A 17701-nucleotide genomic window follows, 5' to 3' on the forward strand; every position below is an offset into this window, starting at 1 on the left:
CTCGAATAGAGCATTGAGGCACTATTTGTGTCGCGCAAACGTTTGCGCGACGTGAAATTCCAAAAAAGCACCGCTTTGACGTGCTAAGCCCACAAACTCTGGAGACTGTCATGACATCCCGTATTCGCCTGAAAATGATTGCTGCCGCTGCTCTCGTCTGCGTCCTGCCTGCCTTGCCGGCGATGGCGCAGACGGCGGCCAAACCGAAGGTTGCGCTGGTGATGAAGTCGCTCGCCAATGAATTCTTCCTGACCATGGAAGATGGCGCCAAGGCGCATCAGAAAGCCCACGCGGCGCAGTACGATCTGCTGTCGAACGGCATCAAGGATGAAACAGACACCTCCAGCCAGATCAAGCTGGTCGAGCAAATGATCGTCTCGCGCGTCAACGCGCTGGTGATCGCGCCGGCCGATTCGAAAGCGCTGGTGCCGGTGCTGAAAAAAGCCATCGACGCCGGCATCATCGTCGTCAATATCGACAATAAGCTCGACGCTGGCGCCCTGAAAGAAAAAGGCATCTCGGTGCCATTCGTGGGCCCGGATAACCGCAAGGCCGCGAAGGCCGTGGGCGACTACCTGGCCAAGCAAATCAAGAAGGGCGACCCGGTCGGCATCATCGAAGGCGTGTCCACTACCTATAACGCGCAGCAACGCACCCTCGGTTACCAGGACGCCATGACGGCTGCCGGCGCCAAAGTGGTCAGCCTGCAATCTGGCCAATGGGAAATCGCCCCTGCCAATACGGTGGCCGCCGCCATGCTGAACGCCAATCCGAATATCAAGGCTTTGCTGTGCGGTAACGACAACATGGCCATCGGCGCGATTGCCGCCATCAAGGCCGCCGGCAAGACCGGCAAGGTATTGGTCGTAGGCTACGACAACATCAACGCGATCAAACCGATGCTGGCCGATGGCCGCGTGCTGGCCACCGCTGACCAGTTCGGCTCGCAGCAAGCTGCCTTTGCCATCGACGCCGTGCTGAAAGCATTGAAAGAGAAAAAGAAACAATCGGAACTGGGCGGCACCATCGAAACCAAGGTGGAGCTGGTGACCAAGGGCACGAAGTCCTGATCGTTTGATCCCGCCGGGGCCAGCGCCATCGTAATGCGAGCGCCGGCCCCGTTTGTCCTTTTACGCGGAGCCCCCATGCCCACCGATATTTCTCCGGCGCAGTCTGACGCCATTCCTCTGCTCACGCTCGATAACATCGGCAAGTCCTATGTCGGCCCCGTGCTGGGCGGCGTGGCCCTGCGTTTTTCCCCTGGCCAGGTGCTGGCGCTGACCGGTGAAAACGGCGCGGGCAAGAGCACCTTGTCGAAAATCATCTGCGGCCTGGAGCCGGCCACCACGGGCAGCATGCTGCTCGATGGCAAACCGTACCAGCCGGCCACGCGCGGTGTGGCCGAGGCGCTGGGCATCCGCATGGTGATGCAGGAATTAAATTTGATTCCCACCCTGTCGATCGCGGAAAACCTGTACCTGAAAAACCTGCCGCAGCGTTTCGGCTGGATCGACCGTGGCCGCCTGGAGCGCGATGCGCGCGAGCAGATGGAAAAAGTGGGCCTGGGCGGCCTCGACCCGTGGACCCTGGTGGGCGAACTGGGCATAGGCCACCAGCAAATGATCGAGATCGCGCGCAACCTGATCGGCTCCTGCCGTTTGCTGGTGCTCGATGAACCGACCGCCATGCTGACGCACCGCGAAGTCGAACTGCTGTTCCTGCAGATTGAACGCCTGAAAGCAGAAGGCGTGGCAATCATTTATATTTCGCACCGCCTGGAAGAGCTCAAGCGCGTGGCCGATCGCATTGCCGTGCTGCGCGATGGCCAGCTGGTGTGCGACGACGCTATTACCGATTATTCCGCTGCCGACCTGGTCAGCCTGATGGTGGGCCGCTCGGCCGACGATGCGGTGGACCTGAGTGGCCGCGTCATCGGCGCACCGCTGCTGCGCGTGCGGGGTCTGGCGCGTGGCAATGTGGTGCACCCTACCTCGTTCGAGGTGCGTTCTGGTGAAATTCTCGGCATCGCAGGCCTGATCGGTTCGGGCCGCACGGAATTGCTGCGCCTGATCTTTGGCGCTGACCGCGCCGACGCGGGCCAGGTATTCCTCGGCGACAGCGAAATCCCCGCCGCCTTGGGCTCGCCGCAGGCCGCCGTCAAGGCTGGCATTGCCATGATCACGGAAGACCGCAAGGGCCAGGGTTTGCTGCTGCGCCAGTCGATCGCCGTCAACACCACCCTGGCCTCGCTCGATACCGTCAGCAGCGCCGGCTGGCTCAACGAATCGGCAGAAGCGGTGGTGGCCGACGACTACATCGACCAGCTCGGCGTGCGTTCGCGCAACAGCGCACAAACGGTGGCGGAACTGTCGGGCGGTAACCAGCAAAAAGTGGTGATCGCCCGCTGGCTGTACCGCGACTGCCCCGTGATGCTGTTCGACGAACCCACGCGCGGCATCGATATCGGCGCCAAGTTTGATATTTATCAGGTGCTGGCCGAACAGGCGCGCCAGGGCAAGGGCCTGGTGATCGTCTCCAGCGATTTGCGCGAACTGATGCTGATCTGCGACCGTATCGCCGTGATGAGCGCGGGCAAGATCGTCGAAACCTTCGAACGCGGCGCCTGGAGCCAGGATGCGCTGCTGTCGGCTGCCTTCTCCGGTTATTTGAATTCCTCTTCTTCTGACAACCCCGCCGCTGCGGCATGATGCCGCCGGAAAGATTCCCATGACGACTACTTCCTCCCCTAGCTATCTGCAGCGCAGCCTGGCCGACCTGAAAAACTATGCGGGCCTGATCGGCGCGCTGGTGGCCATGTGTGTACTGTTCTCGTTTGCCAGCGAAAACTTCTTTACCCTGGCCACCCTCAGCACCTTGTCCAACGATATTCCTACTTTGGTGGTGATGGCAGTCGGCATGACCTTTGTCTTGATTATCGGCGGCATTGATCTGTCGGTCGGCTCCGTGATGGCGCTGGCTGCATCGGTACTGTCGCTGGCGACCGTGCACTGGGGCTGGCCCGTGTGGAGCTCGGCCCTGCTGGGCATGCTGGTGGCGGCCGTCTGCGGCTCCATCACGGGCTTGATTTCTGTCGGCTGGCGCATCCCCTCGTTTATCGTTTCCCTGGGCGTGCTGGAAATGGCGCGCGGCATGGCGTATCAAGTGACCAATTCTCGCACCGAATATATCGGTAGCGCGGTTGACGGCATCAGCTCGCCGATTCTGTTTGGCTTGTCGCCTGCCTTTATCGCCTCGATTGCCATCGTCGTCATCGGCCACCTGGTGCTCACGCGCACCGTGCTGGGACGCCACTGGATAGGCATCGGCACCAATGAAGAAGCCGTGCGTTTGTCCGGCATCAACCCGAAACCATCGAAAGTGTTGGTGTTCGCCTTGATGGGCCTGCTTGCTGGTGTCGGTGCGCTGTTCCAGGTGTCGCGCCTGGAAGCGGCCGATCCGAATGGCGGCGTGGGCATGGAATTGCAAGTGATCGCCGCCGTGGTGATCGGCGGCACCAGCCTGATGGGCGGCCGTGGTTCCGTCATCAGCACCTTTATCGGCGTGTTGATCATTTCCGTGCTGGAAGCGGGCCTCGCGCAAGTGGGCGTCTCCGAGCCGGTCAAGCGTATCATCACGGGCCTGGTGATCGTCGCAGCCGTGGTACTCGATACGTATCGCCGCCGTGGCGAACGCGCGTAGTCGAATCTTAGGAGTCCATGGCAACCATCAAACAAGTGGCGCAGGCGGCCGGTGTATCGTTTACCACTGTGTCGCACGTCCTCAACAATACGCGCCCCGTCAGCGACGAGGCGCGCGCCGCTGTGCTTGCGGCGGCCGAGCAATTGCATTACGTGCCCAGCGCGCTGGCGCGTTCCCTGCGCAGCCGCAGCACCGGCACCATTGGCTTGATCATTACCAACAACACGAATCCGTACTTCTCGGAAGTAGCGCGCGGCATCGAAGACAGCTGTTATGCGGCCGGCTACAGCGTGATCCTGTGCAATTCCGATGACGACCCCGTCAAGCAGCGCGAATACCTGAACGTGCTGTTGACCAAGCGCTGCGACGGTCTCATCCTGTCTGCCCTGGCTGATAGCGATGGCGCCTTGCTGCGCAAGATGAAAGTACCGGCCGTGCTGCTGGACCGCGCACCGAACGATTTGTCGATCGATGCGGTGGCGGTCGATAACCACGCCGGCGGCGTGCTGGCCGCGCGCCACTTGCTGGCGCTGGGACGGCGCCGCATCGCCTGCATCGCCGGCCCCCGTGAAGTGACGATTTCCAATGAACGCATCGCCGGCGCGCGTGCCGCGATGCAAGACGCTGGCGTACCGTTGCCCGATGCGCTATGCCGCCATGCCGATTTCACCAGCGCCGGCGGTTATGCGGCCGCGCTGGACTTGCTGGCGCTGCCGGCCGGCCAGCGTCCGGACGCTGTATTTTGCTGTAATGACTTGATGGCCATCGGCGTGCTGCGCGCGGCCGCCGAACGGGGCATCAGCGTACCGGGCCAGCTGGCGGTGGTCGGTTTTGATGATATCGACCTGGCCAGTTTCGTGTATCCGGCGCTCACCAGCGTGGCGCAAAACACGCGCGAACTGGGCCGCGTTACGGCGGACTTTTTGCTGGCGCGCATCGCCGAACCGGGCTTGCCGCGCCAGCAGCGCAGTATGGCGCCCATGCTGCAGGTGCGCGGTTCCAGCGTTGCAACTGCTGCAGCGGCTGACTCTTTAAATGAAACAACTGAATTGACAGGACAAACACCATGATCGTGGTTATCGGCAGTATCAATATGGACCTGGTCTTGCGCGTGCCGCGCATGCCGCTTCCCGGCGAAACCCTGACAGGTGGCGCGTTCCGTACCATTCCTGGCGGCAAGGGCGCCAATCAGGCCGTCGCTTGCGCCCGCCTGAGCGGCAAAGTGGAAGCCGGTGGCCAGCAAGTGGCCATGATCGGCTGCCTGGGCGACGACGCTTTTGGCACGACCTTGCGCGCAGCACTACGCAGCGACGGCATCATCGATAGCCATATCACCACCTTGCCGGGCGTGGCCTCGGGCATCGCCTCGATCCTGGTCGATGACAATGGCCAGAACAGCATCGTGATCGCCGGTGGCGCGAACGATTTGCTGAGTCCGGCGCACATTGATGCAGCGAAAGAACTGATCGCCCAGGCCGGCATCGTGGTGCTGCAGCTGGAAACGCCAATGGCTACCGTGGAACACGCGATCAAGCTGGCCCGCTCCTTGGGCAAGACGGTGGTGCTCAACCCGGCGCCGGCCGCGCAAGTGCCGGCTGGCTTGCTGGAACAGGTTGATTATCTGATCCCGAATGAAATCGAGGCGGCCATGCTGACCGGCGTCGACAGCAGTGACGCCAGCACCCTGGCGCGCGCCTTGCAAAAGCAGGGCAGCGACAACGTCATCATTACGCTCGGCTCCAAGGGCGTTCACGCCGCCCTGTATGGCGGCGATTATGACTTCCCGGCCGAAGTCGTCAAGGCAGTCGACACCACCGCCGCTGGCGACACCTTTATTGGCGGTTTTGTGGCCGGCCTGGCCTCGGGCCTGGATGAGGCTGAAGCGATCGCCCAGGGCCAGCGTGCGGCCGCCTGGAGTGTCACCAAGCCCGGCGCGCAGACGTCGATTCCTTACTTGCACGAATTATTTTAATTTTCAGCCATGAAGAAATCACCGCTGCTCAATATCGCCCTGTCGCAACTGATCGCTTCGCTAGGCCATGGCGACATGGTCGTCATCGGCGACGCCGGCTTGCCGTCGCAGCCGGGCGTGCTCCTGATCGACTTGGCCCTGACGCGTGGTGTGCCAGGTTTCATCGAGACAGTGCACACCGTGCTCAGTGAAATGCAGGTGGAATACCACGTGCTGGCAGAAGAGTTGCCGCAGCACAATCCTGCGATTGCCGCCCAAGTGGCGGCCTTGCACCTGCCCGATGCGCGCCGGCTGTCGCATGAAGAGTTCAAGCAGCTGAGCAAGCGCGCGCGCGCCATCGTGCGTACGGGGGAATGCACGCCGTACGCCAACGTGATTCTGGTGGCCGGCGTGGTGTTTTAAAGCTTGTCCCCAGGGCGGCGCCTAGCGTCCGCCCCGGAATAGCGCCATCTGCCACAATGGGCCTCCTTTTCCTATGGAGGTGCACCATGAGTATTCTCGGCAATATCTTCAACAAAATATTCCACCGCACGCCAGACGCTGCCGCCACGCCGGCTGCAACCCCGGCAGCGGCGCCTGCTGCGCCAGCGGCCGCTCCGGCGGCAGCACCGGCCCCAGCACCCGTTGCTATCACCGAAGTCGATGTGGAAGTGGTGTTGAATGGCCTGGCGCAAAAGAACGCGCAGCAACTCAATTGGCGTACATCGATCGTCGATCTCTTGAAGTTGCTTGACCTCGACAGCAGCCTGGCCGCACGCAAGGAACTGGCCGGTGAACTGCATTTCACTGGCGACACCAATGACTCGGCGTCCATGAATATCTGGCTGCACAAGCAAGTCATGATCAAGCTGGCCGCCAACGGCGGTAAAGTGCCCGCCGATCTTCAGTAGTAAGTCTTCTCATTGCAGCGGGCCGGCGCGCCCGCTGCTATCCAATTTTCCCGGAACAGCGATAATATCGCTATCCCTATGCGGTAGCGATAGTCAAAAAGTATCAAAACTATTGTTACAATCAATTTTGCATATGGAAGAAAAATCCGTACACTAGCATTTATCGATTCACAACCCACGAGGAAACTACAATGTCTCTGATCAATACCCAAGTTAAACCATTCAAAGCAACCGCTTACCAAAATGGCAAATTCATCGATTTGACCGAAGAGTCCTTGAAAGGCAAGTGGTCCGTATTCGTGTTCTACCCAGCCGACTTCACTTTCGTTTGCCCAACCGAACTGGAAGACCTGGCCGACAACTACGCTGAATTCCAAAAACTGGGCGTTGAAGTTTACGGTATCTCGACCGACACCCACTTTGCTCACAAAGCATGGCACGACACCTCGGACGCGATCAAGAAAGTGCAATACCCACTGATCGGCGACCCAACCACCGTGTTGTCGCGTAACTTCGAAGTGCTGATCGAAGAAGAAGGCCTGGCACTGCGCGGCACCTTCGTGATCAATCCAGACGGCTTCATCAAAGTGCTGGAAGTGCATGACAACGGCATCGGCCGTGACGCTTCGGAACTGCTGCGCAAAGTGAAGGCAGCACAATACGTTGCCGCTCACCCAGGTGAAGTTTGCCCAGCTAAATGGACCGAAGGCGCAGCTACCCTGACCCCATCGCTGGACCTGGTCGGCAAGATCTAAGTCGTAAGTAATCAGTAGTGCATGCCGGACCGGCTGGTCCGTTCCGGCATCAGTTACCCGCAGTAGTGTTACTGCAGAATAATAAGGAAGGAAGTCGATCATGTTAGATGCCACTCTCAAAACCCAGTTGAAAGCCTATTTGGAAAAGGTCGTGCAGCCGATTGAGATCGTCGCGTCTCTCGATGACAGTGCCAAGGCCCGTGAAATGCAGGAACTGCTCCAGGAAATTACCCTGTTGAGCGAGCGCATTACGCTGGTGGAGCGCCGCGACGACCAGGAACGCACGCCGTCGTTCAGTATCAACCGCCCAGGCACCGATATCGGCGTACGCTTCGCCGGCATCCCGCTGGGCCATGAATTTACCTCGCTGGTGCTGGCGCTGCTGCAAGTGGGCGGCCACACCATCAAATTCGACGATGCCGTGATCGAGCAGATCCGCAACCTCGAAGGCGATTACGAATTTGAAACGTTTATTTCGCTGAGCTGCCATAACTGCCCGGAAGTGGTGCAGGCGCTCAACGCCATGTCGGTGATTAACCCGCGCATCAAGGTCACCACCATCGATGGCGGCGTGTTCCCGAAAGAAGTCGAAGCGCGCCAGATCATGGCTGTGCCGATGATGTTCCTGAACGGTGAACACTTTGGCCAGGGCCGCACCAATGTCGAGGAAATCCTCGCCAAGCTGGACAAGAACGCCGGCGTACGCCAGGCGGCAGCGTTGAGCAAGAAAGACGTGTTCGACGTGCTGATCGTCGGCGGCGGCCCTGCCGGTGCGGCAGCAGCCATCTACGCTGCCCGCAAAGGCATCAAGACGGGCGTGCTAGCCGAGCGTTTCGGCGGCCAGGTACTCGATACCATGGCGATCGAAAACTTTATTTCGATTAAGGAAACCGATGGCCCTAAATTTGCCGTGGCGCTGGAACAGCACGTCAAGCAATACGAAGTGGACATCATGAATACCCAGCGCGCCGCCAAGCTGACGCCGGGCAAGCTGATTGAAATCGAAACGGCCAGCGGCGCCGTGCTGAAAAGCAAAACCGTCATCCTGGCTACCGGCGCCCGCTGGCGCGAAATCAATGTGCCGGGCGAGAAGGAATACCGCAATCGTGGTGTTGCCTACTGCCCGCACTGCGACGGTCCTTTGTTCAAGGGCAAGCGCGTTTCCGTGATCGGCGGCGGCAACTCCGGTGTGGAAGCGGCGATCGACCTGGCTGGCCTGGTCAAGCACGTGACCCTGATCGAATACGGCGATCAACTGCGTGCCGATGAAGTGCTGCAACGCAAGCTGCGCAGCTTGCCGAACGTGACCGTGATCATGTCGGCGCAAACCACCGAGATCCACGGCGACGGCAAGATCGTCAATGGCCTGAGCTACAAGGACCGGGTCAGCGGCGAAGCGAAGAAAGTGGAACTGGAAGGCGTGTTCGTGCAGATCGGCCTGGTGCCGAACACCGAATGGCTGAAAGGCACCTTGTCGCTGTCGCGTCACGGTGAAATCGAAGTCGATGCCCGTGGCCAGACCTCGATCCCCGGCGTGTTCGCTGCCGGCGACGTGACGACCGTGCCGTACAAGCAAATCATCATCGCCACCGGCGAAGGCGCCAAGGCTGCCCTGTCCGCCTTTGACCACCTGATCCGCTCGGGCGACGATGAAGTGGTAGAAGAATCGGCCGCGAAAGAAGCGCTGACCGCTTAAGTTTTTTGCGCTGGAACAAACCGGAATGGCTGCAAGGCTATTCCGGTTTTTTTACGTCTCAGCTACCGGTGTACAGGGGATCGCTGGCCACATACACCAGGATATCTTCGGTGGACATCTCCTTCGGTGCGATCTCGGCCAGGGCGAAGACGGTGGTATTGCTGTAGGTTTGCACGTTCCAGCTGAAGCGCTGTTGGCCGATGACGATGGTGACCGTTTCTCCACGGGTGACGTTGATGGTTTTCTCGCCGGGTGCGACGGTGATGGTGCGCGTGGCGTTGTCTTGGCTGGCGGGGCTGCCATAGTCGGCGGCGGCACTGGTCGGGCCGGTGGCGTACGCGTTGGCGCCGAATGCCAGGCTCAGGCTCAAGACGGCGATAGTCGCGCCAGGGAATCTCAACATGCTCTTCTCCAAGATAGATCGATGCAGGGTTGCACCGCTACGCCGTATCGCCAGGATCGCCAGCGTGGCGCAGACGGCATCGTACCCTGTTCTGTGGCTAGACGGCAAAGCCTGGGTATAAAAGCTACAGTTCCAAGGTCGCCGCCAGCGGCACTTGCGGTTCCAGATGGCTGGTCAGCACGATGCATTGGCGGGCCAGGCGCTGCGGTTCGGACAGGCGCTGGCGCAAATAAGCCATGGCGCTGGCGTCGAGGCCGTTGAACGGTTCGTCGATCAGCAGCAAGCGCACGGGCAGGGCTAACGCAAGTGCCAGCTGCAATTTTTTATGCTGGCCCAGGGACAGGGCGGTGATGCTTTGCTGTAAGGTCGACGTCATGGCAAACGCGCTTAGTTCATCATTCAGTAATGCCTTGTCGCTGCCCGGATACAGGGCCAGGTGCAGGTCGAGAAATTCGTGTACCTGCAGCCAGGGCAGGGCCGGCGTGTCGCCGCCGCAATAGAAAACCTGGGCACGGTAGGCCAGCGGCTGGAAGCTGCTATCGAGTTCGTCCAGGCGGATGGTTCCGCGCGCGGGCTGCAGGGCGCCGCCCGCCAGTTTCAGCAAGGTGGTCTTGCCAGCGCCATTGGCGCCGCGCAGCCAGGTGATGCCGGGACCGAACTGCCGGCTGAAGCGCTGGAAGACGCTATGCGTGGCGAAAAAAAAATCGAGCTGCTCGATATGCAGCACGGGAGAAGAAAGATTCAATTCCATAATTCGCTTCCGATAGCGCTCAAGGCAAGGATGGAGAAGACGACCAGCGCGACCCTGCCCCGTGCCGTCAGGCGGGGCAAGCCTGCGATGGCCAGCAGGCAAATCGCAGAGACGACGGCATACACCAGTGGCACGCGGCGCTGCAAGGCGCTCGCATCGGCCCAGTGCAATACAAGGCCGGCGCCCAGCAGCACGGCCAGGCCGGGCAGCACACCGAAGGCACAGGCCAGCACGGTCAACGGTTTGCTGGCAATGGGCCAGGCGTCCAGCGATGGGCGCAACATCGCGATTTGTTCGCGCACAGCCTTGTCGCCGCGGTCCGTCAAAATGACCAGGCTGGCGCTGGCCAGCAGGCCCAGCAAGGGGCCGGGCACGACCGGCACGCGCAGCAGCCAGGCCAGCATGCTGGCGACAGTCCCGGCCAGCAGCAGGCTTTGCTGCATACCGGTCACATTCTCATTGCGCCAGAACGGCAGCCAGAACAAACGCCGCCACAGGAACACGGTGCGCCAGCGCGGCGTGTGGGGCACATATACGCTCGTCGTTTGCTCCTGCGCCTGTTGCACGGGCCGTGGCGCACGCATGCGCAAGCTCAATATGCAAGTCGATAACAGCCAGGCCAGCAGCCAGACGGCCAGGTTGATGGCGATGCCTGGCGCCAGGACGGCGTGCAGCCAGGCCGGCGACTGCACCAGCCACACGATGATCGAAATGGCATAGGCAATACCCAGCGGTAGCATCAGCATGCCGGCTACCAACGCATCGGCTGACCAGCGCAGGCGCGGCGCCACGGGCAGCTGGCGCAGCCAGGCCGCGATGGGACCGGGCAACAAGCGCTTGCGCAGCAGCCAGGCGGGCAGGCTGGTCAGCAGTATCTGGGCGCTCAGCAGACCCAGCGCTGTCGGCCAGGGCAGGGTGGGCGCCATCAAGCCAGGCAGGGCCATTACGCTGAGCAGGCCCAGCAAGACTGGCCCGGCCAGCAGCACGAAGATTTCCACAGAACTGGTCAGACTGGCGATAAATTGCAGCAGCGCATGATGCGCCAGGCGCATGCGCAGGGCGAGATAGGGATGGGTACTGCGAGGCAAGCGCATCGTGGGGATCTGGGTAGGCGGAGTGGGCAGATTCTAGCAGTGAATTTCCAGCCCTGAAATGGGAAAAGCCCTTCGGTTCAGAGAACCAAAGGGCCTTTCTTTTATTGGCGGAGCGGACGGGACTCGAACCCGCGACCCCCGACGTGACAGGCCGGTATTCTAACCAACTGAACTACCACTCCAAGCTCGTATGATCTGTATTGCTGATCCATGAAGCACTGGATAATTTTCTGTTTGGTGGGTGCTGAGAGGCTCGAACTCCCGACCTACGCCTTGTAAGGGCGCCGCTCTACCAACTGAGCTAAGCACCCGCTATATCCCAGAAAACTATCCCGACGTTTGTCACCACGTCTGGAAGAGGCATCATTATAGGTAGCCTCTGCCGCTTCTGCAACTGTTACGACATGGTTTTTTGCAAAAAACTGCCATTTTTTTCAGGATGGGGTATCGAGGTGGATTTTTCGGGCCTGAAATGGGAAAAGCCCTCTGCTTCCAGGAAGCAAAGGGCTTTTCTTTTATTGGCGGAGCGGACGGGACTCGAACCCGCGACCCCCGACGTGACAGGCCGGTATTCTAACCAACTGAACTACCACTCCAAGCTCGTATGATCTGTATTGCTGATCCATGAAGCACTGGACAGTTTTCTGATTTGGTGGGTGCTGAGAGGCTCGAACTCCCGACCTACGCCTTGTAAGGGCGCCGCTCTACCAACTGAGCTAAGCACCCAATGCTTGACTCAGAAAACTATCCTGACGTTTGTCACCACGTCTGGAAGAGGCGCTATTATAGGACGACGAAAATCCTGATGCAAGCGCTTTTTTCCATTTAGTGCCAATTTATTCTGTAATGCCCCATTGCGACAGCATCCAGGCCGTATTGAAAGCCCCTTCCGCAATCGCGTCATAGCGGCCCGACGCGCCGCCGTGGCCAGCGCCCATATTCGTTTTCAGCAACAAGGGATGGTTGTCGGTCTTGTAGGCGCGCAGCTTGGCCACGTACTTGGCCGGTTCCCAGTACATCACTTGGCTATCGTTCAAGCCCGTCGTCACCAGCATGGCTGGGTAGTTCTTGCGAGCAATGTTGTCATACGGCGAGTAGCTGAGCATGTAGTCGTAGGCCGCCTTTTCATTCGGGTTGCCCCATTCCAGGTATTCGCCGGTGGTCAGCGGCAGACTGGCGTCCATCATGGTGTTCATCACGTCGACAAACGGTACGGCCGCGTGCACCGCGTGGAACAGTTCCGGGCGCATGTTGACGACGGCGCCCATCAGCAAGCCGCCGGCGCTGCCGCCCTGGATGATCAGGCGGTTCGGGCTGGTCCATTTTTCGCGCACCAGGTAGTCGGCGCTGTCGATGAAGTCATTAAAAGTGTTTTTCTTCTTCATCAGCATGCCGTCTTCATGCCAGGCTTCGCCCATGTCGGTGCCGCCACGGATATGCGCCTGCACATAGATCACGCCACGGTCCAGCAGGCTGAGGCGGGCGATCGAGAAACCAGCTTCCGTGGAAATGCCGTAGGAACCATACGAGTACAGCAGCAGCGGGGCGGAACCGTCGAGCTTGACGCCTTTCTTGTAGACCACCCACAGTGGCACTTGCACGCCATCGCGCGCTGTCACCCACAGGCGTTGGGTGGTGTAGCGGGAAGCATCATAACCGCCGACGACTTCCTGCTGTTTCAGCACCGTGCGCTTGCCGTCTTTCATCGACACATCGATGACGGTCGGTGGCGTGACGGGCGATTGATACGACATGCGAAATTGCGTGGCGTTAAATTCTGGCGTGCCAGCCGGGTTGGCCAGGTAGACCGGGTCGTCGAATTGCACGGTTTTCCAGTGCTTGCTGGCGAAATCGTAGATGCGCGCGCGGTTCAGAGCGCGCGATTTTTCCATCACCACCAGATAGTTTTGGAACACATCGAGCGATTTGATGACGGCATTCTTGTCATGCGGCACCAGCTCCTTCCAGTTCTTGGATTGGGGCGCTGACAGCGGCGCGCTGACGATGCGGAAGTTCTTGGCATTCTTGTTGGTCAGGATGTACAGCAGGCCATCGCGGTGTTCGACGCTGTAGCGGTGGCCTTTTTCACGCGGCAAGACCGATTTGAAGACGCCGTTCGGCTGGTCGGTTGGCAGCAAAGAGATTTCGCTGGTATCGGTGCTGCCGGCGCGCAGCACAAAGAACTTCTTGTCTTGCGTGCGGCCCACGTTGATGGAGAATTGTTCCACTGCTTCGTGGTAAACCTCTTGCGGCGTGCCGCCCAGGGCCAGGCGGAACAGGCGGTCCGAACGCTTGGTGGTAGCGTCTTCCTGTACCAGCAGCAAGGTGGCGTTGTCCGCCGCCCAGGCCAGCGAAGTAACGCGCGGCATGCTGTCGGTCAGCAATTGGCCCGTCTTCAAATCCTTGATATGCAATTCGTACTGGCGAAAGCCCGTGGTGTCGGTGGTGTAGGCGAGCAATTGCTCATTCGGGCTGACGGAAAAGGCGCGCACCGAAAAGAATTTCTGGCCTTCGGCTAACTTGTTCTGGTCCAGCAGGATTTCTTCGGCCGCTTGCGCATCATAGGCGCCATTGGCGCCCACGGGGCGGCGGCAATTGATCGCATACTGCTTGCCCGCCTCGGTGCGCGTGTAATAGTAGAAGTTGCCAATACGCACAGGCACGGACAAGTCCACTTCCTGTATGCGGCCCTTGATTTCCGCAAAGACCTTGTCGGCCAGCGGCTGTATCGGCGCCGTGACGGCTGCCGTGTAGGCATTTTCCGCATTCAGGTAGTCGATGACGGCAGGATCGGTTTTCTTTTGCAGCCAGCGGTAATCATCGGTCACGACGGTGCCGTGGCGGGTTTCCTGCCAGGCTGTCTTGGCAGCGACAGGCGCAACAGGTGCGACGGGGGCATCGGCAGCTTGCGCTACACCCGATAGCAGCAAGGCAGGCAAGATGGTCGAACAAAGGGACAAGCGACGCATGGCGTGATGGGCAATAGACAAGTCAACTCCTTTTTAGTGTTGTGCCAAGATTTTAATCTTGTCATTGAGAAAAGCAACCGTTGATCCCCGTCATGGCCCTGAGTGCCGTTCGTTTCAACTTGCATCCTGCCGCATTTCAGGTAATACTGTATGCATACACAGTATCTTGCCGCAACCGTCTGCAGGCAGGCTTAACCGCCGCGAGGTGTCCTTGACCACATCTGTTTCTTCATCTGCCGATGCGCGTTGCGGGGACGCCCGCCGCTGGATAGCCCACCTGGATATGGATGCGTTTTTTGCGTCCGTCGAATTGCTGAAATATCCGGAATTGCGCGGCCAGCCCGTCGTGATCGGTGGTGGCCGCTTGCAGCAACCGGTGCTGCAGGCCGATGGCACGCGGCAATATGCGCGCATGCGCGATTACGTGGGGCGCGGCGTGGTCACCACATCCACCTATGAAGCGCGGGCCTTTGGCGTGTTTTCTGCGATGGGCATCATGAAGGCGGCCAAGCTAGCGCCGGACAGCATTTTATTGCCGGCCGATTTCGAGGCGTATCGCGAGTATTCGGCGCGCTTCAAGCAAGCCGTAGCCAATATCGCGCCCGTGATTCAAAACGTGGGCATCGACGAGATTTATATCGACCTCACCGAATATGGCGAACAAGCGCCTGCCATGGCCGCCCGCCTGAAAGCGGCCGTGTTCGAGGCGACAGGATTGTCGTGCTCGATCGGTCTGGCGCCGAACAAACTGCTGGCGAAAATATGCTCCGACCTGGAAAAACCGAATGGCTTGACCATCTTGCATCCCGACGATGTGGCCACCCGCGTCTGGCCCTTGCCGGCAAAAAAAATCAATGGCATCGGTCCCAAGGCCACCGCCAAGCTGGAAGCGCTGGGCATAGTCACCATCGGCGAACTGGCGCAAGCGGACACGGGCATGCTGCGCACGCAGTTCGGCGACCTGTACACGAGCTGGCTGTGCCAGGCGGCGCAGGGCATCGATGAACGGCCCGTGCAGACCAGCCGCGAAACCAAGTCCGTCAGCCGCGAGACGACGTTCGAGCGCGATCTGCAGGTGGTGCGCGACCGCGCCATCCTGTCGGAAAAACTGGAAAGCCTGTGCACGCGGGTGGCGGGCGACCTGGACAAGCAGGCGCTGGCGGGGCGCACGGTGGGCATCAAGCTGCGCTTCGAAGATTTCAGCACGGTGACGCGCGACATCACCTTGCCCAGCGCGACGGCAGAGGCCAGCGCCATCCTGCGCGCCAGCCGCGATTGTTTAAAGCGGGTGCCGTTCGAGAAAAAAATCCGCCTGCTGGGCGTGCGCATCTCGACCTTGTGCGATCCTGCCCTGCAAATACAGCAAGCGCGGCAAGTCCCTGCGCAGGCGGAGCTGTTCCCCGCCCTGTAGCGGCATCGCCCCATTTTATTGATTGCGAAAAAAGCACCGCGCCCGACCGCGCCTTTGACGGCATCGCCATGTCAAAAGTGTAGAATGGCGTTCCCCTGGCACTACTGAAACAAACGGAAGACAAAAACTATGTGGTTCAAGAATCTTCAGATTTACCGCCTGCCCGCTCCTTGGGCTTATACGCCAGAACAACTGGAAGAGGCATTGGCCTCGAACAAATTTACGCCGGCGACCAGCATGGATCTGATGCGCCAGGGCTGGGATACGCCACGCCCTAACGGTGGCCTGGTTCACGTAGTGAACAAGCAGATGCTGATCTTGCTGGGAACAGAAAAGAAACTGTTGCCCGCCACCGTGATCAACCAGGTGGCCAAGGCCCGCGCTGCTGAAATGGAAGAAGCGCAAGGCTTTGCACCAGGCAAGAAAGCCATGAAGGAATTGAAGGAACGCGTGGCCGACGAACTGCTGCCGCGCGCCTTCAGCATTCGCAGCAATGTGTGGACCTGGATCGACCCCGTCAATGGCTGGTTGGTGGTCGATGCGGCCAGCCCGGCCAAGGCTGACGAAGTGATCAAGCTGCTGCTGAAAGCGGTCGACAAATTGCCGCTGGAAAGCCTGCGCGTGCAGCGCTCGCCAGTGGCGGTAATGACCGAATGGCTGCAAGCGGACGACGCGCCTGCCGGTTTCACGGTGGACATGGATACGGAATTGCGGGCCACCGGCGAAAGCAAGGCCACCGTGCGCTATGTGCGCCACACGCTGGAAGCGGACGATGTACGCCGCCATATCGCGGCCGGCAAGCAATGCACGCGCCTGGCCATGACCTGGAATGACAAGATATCGTTCGTGCTGACCGAATCGCTGGCCATCAAGAGCGTCAAGCCGCTGGACGTGATCAAGGAAACCGAATCGAGCACCAAGAACGATGAAGAGCGTTTCGATGGCGACCTGATGCTGATGACGGGCGAGCTGAGTAAACTCATGGCCGACGTGGTTGAAGCACTCGGCGGCGAAGCGACCGCTTAAGTTTCCAGTTCAACACGGTCAGTCCTGACGGCCCGGTGGCAGTATGCACCGGGCCGTTTTTGCAATAAAAAGCCCGCTGGTAGCGGTCTGGTCTCAAGACTACAAATTGAAAATCAAGCAGCGTGCTGGCCTGATTTCCTGCGGCGTGCTACGAAGCCCAGCAGACCCAGGCCGGCCAGCAGCATGGCGTAGGTTCCCGGTTCAGGCACTGCCGCCACCGGTGAAACGAAGTTGCCGGTAAAGGTAGAATAATTGCCGTTTTGATTGCTGGCAGATTCTGCCGTTGCAGCGCCGAAGCCGAAATAAGTGGTCAGGCCGACGGTGTTATTGCCAACGGCAACATTGCTCAAGGTAATGCTGAAGTTCGCCGTCGAGCCTGGCGTGTACACGGATTGGGTATTTTGACCCCACCAAGTGTACGCGGCGTAACCTTCTGGCGCTACCAGATTTTGTGTACCGTTGCCAGCCAGGTCCAGTTGCGCGCCGCTGCCTTGCGACCAGAAGCCTGGCGCACCGTTGTAAGGAGCGGGGGCGGTGGAGCTGACCAGGCTGGCCGTGACTGGTACGAAGATCGTAAAGCCATCGAGGCCGGTCTGGCCACCGATACCCTGATTATTATTGAGCACGCTGTAATCGAAAGTCCAGGTATTCACACCTGCGGCGCTGACCGATGTCGTGACCGTGTACTCATTGCTGAGCGTATTGACTGCCTGGGCGGCGCCACTCAGCGCAAACGCGGCGGTAACTGCTGCCAGTTGAAAAATTTTTGCAGCCGATGCGTGCTTGGTCATGATGGATTCCCGAAGAGGATTGAGTCGATGAGCAAAATATAGCACTGAAGCATAGGAAAAAATTGTAATTATGAACAAATACATTGCTTTTTTACTTCTTTAATTTCCTATTGGAAATTAAACAGTATTTTGTTTATTCTTATATCAATATTGCCATGTGTTTTGTTGCTGCACTGCGACGTTGCTGTAGCGTAATAACCTTGGACAAGGTGCGGTCGCCTTTGAAGTTTCCCCTTAGTGCCAG

Annotated in this window: 16 protein-coding genes and 4 tRNA genes; 11 read left to right on the top strand and 9 right to left on the bottom strand. The window is 59.6% G+C overall.

Annotated features, from left to right (window positions below):
- Window positions 1-110 precede the first annotated feature (110 nt).
- The 9 genes from HDE75_RS25610 (at window position 111) to ahpF (ending at window position 9012) form a co-directional block, all read left to right on the top strand.
- A complete protein-coding gene (locus HDE75_RS25610; protein ID WP_183682635.1) occupies window positions 111-1070 on the top strand; it encodes a sugar ABC transporter substrate-binding protein in 960 nt (319 codons plus the stop codon).
- Between the two features lie 75 nt (window positions 1071-1145).
- A complete protein-coding gene (locus HDE75_RS25615) occupies window positions 1146-2708 on the top strand; it encodes a sugar ABC transporter ATP-binding protein (RefSeq protein WP_183682638.1) in 1563 nt (520 codons plus the stop codon).
- A 19-nt stretch (window positions 2709-2727) separates the two neighbouring features.
- The gene (locus tag HDE75_RS25620) at window positions 2728-3699 is read left to right on the top strand and encodes an ABC transporter permease (RefSeq protein WP_183682641.1); all 972 of its coding nucleotides are present in this window, start codon (window positions 2728-2730) and stop codon (window positions 3697-3699) included.
- A gap of 17 nt (window positions 3700-3716) precedes the next feature.
- On the top strand, window positions 3717-4769 hold the full coding sequence (locus tag HDE75_RS25625; RefSeq protein WP_183682644.1) for a LacI family DNA-binding transcriptional regulator: 1053 nt from the start codon (window positions 3717-3719) through the stop codon (window positions 4767-4769).
- The gene (gene rbsK / locus HDE75_RS25630) at window positions 4766-5671 is read left to right on the top strand and encodes a ribokinase (RefSeq protein WP_183682647.1); all 906 of its coding nucleotides are present in this window, start codon (window positions 4766-4768) and stop codon (window positions 5669-5671) included. Before HDE75_RS25625 ends, rbsK begins: the two co-directional genes overlap by 4 nt.
- Window positions 5672-5680: 9 nt before the next feature.
- The gene (gene rbsD / locus HDE75_RS25635; protein WP_183682649.1) at window positions 5681-6073 is read left to right on the top strand and encodes a D-ribose pyranase; all 393 of its coding nucleotides are present in this window, start codon (window positions 5681-5683) and stop codon (window positions 6071-6073) included.
- Between the two features lie 86 nt (window positions 6074-6159).
- On the top strand, window positions 6160-6561 hold the full coding sequence (locus HDE75_RS25640) for a DUF3597 domain-containing protein (RefSeq protein WP_183682654.1): 402 nt from the start codon (window positions 6160-6162) through the stop codon (window positions 6559-6561).
- A 191-nt stretch (window positions 6562-6752) separates the two neighbouring features.
- Window positions 6753-7316 (top strand): alkyl hydroperoxide reductase subunit C, encoded by a 564-nt coding sequence (gene ahpC, locus HDE75_RS25645; RefSeq protein WP_183682657.1) that lies wholly within the window; start codon window positions 6753-6755, stop codon window positions 7314-7316.
- A 100-nt stretch (window positions 7317-7416) separates the two neighbouring features.
- Window positions 7417-9012, top strand: coding sequence for an alkyl hydroperoxide reductase subunit F (ahpF, locus tag HDE75_RS25650; RefSeq protein ID WP_183682660.1), 1596 nt, complete (start codon window positions 7417-7419; stop codon window positions 9010-9012).
- Window positions 9013-9070: 58 nt separating this feature from the next.
- On the opposite strand, the gene HDE75_RS25655 is transcribed toward ahpF, so the two are convergent.
- The 8 genes from HDE75_RS25655 to HDE75_RS25690 all read right to left on the bottom strand — a co-directional run bounded on the left by HDE75_RS25655 (window position 9071) and on the right by HDE75_RS25690 (window position 14250).
- The gene (locus tag HDE75_RS25655; protein ID WP_183682663.1) at window positions 9071-9415 is read right to left on the bottom strand and encodes a CzcE family metal-binding protein; all 345 of its coding nucleotides are present in this window, start codon (window positions 9413-9415) and stop codon (window positions 9071-9073) included.
- 124 nt (window positions 9416-9539) lie between these two features.
- Window positions 9540-10166 carry an ABC transporter ATP-binding protein gene (locus HDE75_RS25660; RefSeq protein WP_183682665.1) on the bottom strand — a complete coding sequence of 209 codons (627 nt, stop codon included), beginning with the start codon at window positions 10164-10166 and terminating at the stop codon, window positions 9540-9542.
- Window positions 10157-11260: a hypothetical protein gene (locus tag HDE75_RS25665; protein ID WP_183682669.1), complete on the bottom strand. Its 1104-nt coding sequence runs from the start codon at window positions 11258-11260 to the stop codon at window positions 10157-10159. Before HDE75_RS25665 ends, HDE75_RS25660 begins: the two co-directional genes overlap by 10 nt.
- 105 nt (window positions 11261-11365) lie before the next feature.
- A tRNA-Asp gene (locus HDE75_RS25670) sits at window positions 11366-11442 on the bottom strand.
- Between the two features lie 53 nt (window positions 11443-11495).
- Window positions 11496-11571 (bottom strand) — tRNA-Val (locus HDE75_RS25675).
- A gap of 208 nt (window positions 11572-11779) precedes the next feature.
- Window positions 11780-11856, bottom strand: a tRNA-Asp gene (locus HDE75_RS25680).
- 54 nt (window positions 11857-11910) lie between these two features.
- Window positions 11911-11986: transfer RNA gene (locus tag HDE75_RS25685), tRNA-Val, on the bottom strand.
- A gap of 110 nt (window positions 11987-12096) precedes the next feature.
- The gene (locus HDE75_RS25690) at window positions 12097-14250 is read right to left on the bottom strand and encodes a S9 family peptidase (RefSeq protein ID WP_183682672.1); all 2154 of its coding nucleotides are present in this window, start codon (window positions 14248-14250) and stop codon (window positions 12097-12099) included.
- 190 nt (window positions 14251-14440) lie between these two features.
- Here HDE75_RS25690 and dinB point away from each other — a divergent pair, with 190 nt between their 5' ends.
- A complete protein-coding gene (gene dinB, locus HDE75_RS25695) occupies window positions 14441-15640 on the top strand; it encodes a DNA polymerase IV (RefSeq protein WP_260174408.1) in 1200 nt (399 codons plus the stop codon).
- 129 nt (window positions 15641-15769) lie between these two features.
- Window positions 15770-16666 carry a recombination-associated protein RdgC gene (locus HDE75_RS25700; protein WP_183682674.1) on the top strand — a complete coding sequence of 299 codons (897 nt, stop codon included), beginning with the start codon at window positions 15770-15772 and terminating at the stop codon, window positions 16664-16666.
- Between the two features lie 113 nt (window positions 16667-16779).
- On the opposite strand, the gene HDE75_RS26630 is transcribed toward HDE75_RS25700, so the two are convergent.
- Window positions 16780-17457 (bottom strand): PEP-CTERM sorting domain-containing protein, encoded by a 678-nt coding sequence (locus tag HDE75_RS26630; protein WP_221292006.1) that lies wholly within the window; start codon window positions 17455-17457, stop codon window positions 16780-16782.
- Window positions 17458-17701: the final 244 nt, after the last annotated feature.

Source organism: Janthinobacterium silvisoli (assembly GCF_014200725.1).
Taxonomy (GTDB): domain Bacteria; phylum Pseudomonadota; class Gammaproteobacteria; order Burkholderiales; family Burkholderiaceae_D; genus Janthinobacterium.

Excerpts from the sequence above, each read along its gene's own strand:
- rbsD (WP_183682649.1), top strand. The coding sequence starts at position 5,681 with ATGAAGAAATCACCGCTGCTCAATATCGCCCTGTCGCAACTGATCGCT.
- HDE75_RS26630 (WP_221292006.1), bottom strand. The coding sequence starts at position 17,457 with ATGACCAAGCACGCATCGGCTGCAAAAATTTTTCAACTGGCAGCAGTT.
- HDE75_RS25700 (WP_183682674.1), top strand. The coding sequence starts at position 15,770 with ATGTGGTTCAAGAATCTTCAGATTTACCGCCTGCCCGCTCCTTGGGCT.
- rbsK (WP_183682647.1), top strand. The coding sequence starts at position 4,766 with ATGATCGTGGTTATCGGCAGTATCAATATGGACCTGGTCTTGCGCGTG.
- HDE75_RS25660 (WP_183682665.1), bottom strand. The coding sequence starts at position 10,166 with ATGGAATTGAATCTTTCTTCTCCCGTGCTGCATATCGAGCAGCTCGAT.
- ahpC (WP_183682657.1), top strand. The coding sequence starts at position 6,753 with ATGTCTCTGATCAATACCCAAGTTAAACCATTCAAAGCAACCGCTTAC.
- HDE75_RS25625 (WP_183682644.1), top strand. The coding sequence starts at position 3,717 with ATGGCAACCATCAAACAAGTGGCGCAGGCGGCCGGTGTATCGTTTACC.
- HDE75_RS25665 (WP_183682669.1), bottom strand. The coding sequence starts at position 11,260 with ATGCGCTTGCCTCGCAGTACCCATCCCTATCTCGCCCTGCGCATGCGC.
- HDE75_RS25610 (WP_183682635.1), top strand. The coding sequence starts at position 111 with ATGACATCCCGTATTCGCCTGAAAATGATTGCTGCCGCTGCTCTCGTC.
- HDE75_RS25655 (WP_183682663.1), bottom strand. The coding sequence starts at position 9,415 with ATGTTGAGATTCCCTGGCGCGACTATCGCCGTCTTGAGCCTGAGCCTG.
- HDE75_RS25640 (WP_183682654.1), top strand. The coding sequence starts at position 6,160 with ATGAGTATTCTCGGCAATATCTTCAACAAAATATTCCACCGCACGCCA.
- HDE75_RS25615 (WP_183682638.1), top strand. The coding sequence starts at position 1,146 with ATGCCCACCGATATTTCTCCGGCGCAGTCTGACGCCATTCCTCTGCTC.
- ahpF (WP_183682660.1), top strand. The coding sequence starts at position 7,417 with ATGTTAGATGCCACTCTCAAAACCCAGTTGAAAGCCTATTTGGAAAAG.
- HDE75_RS25620 (WP_183682641.1), top strand. The coding sequence starts at position 2,728 with ATGACGACTACTTCCTCCCCTAGCTATCTGCAGCGCAGCCTGGCCGAC.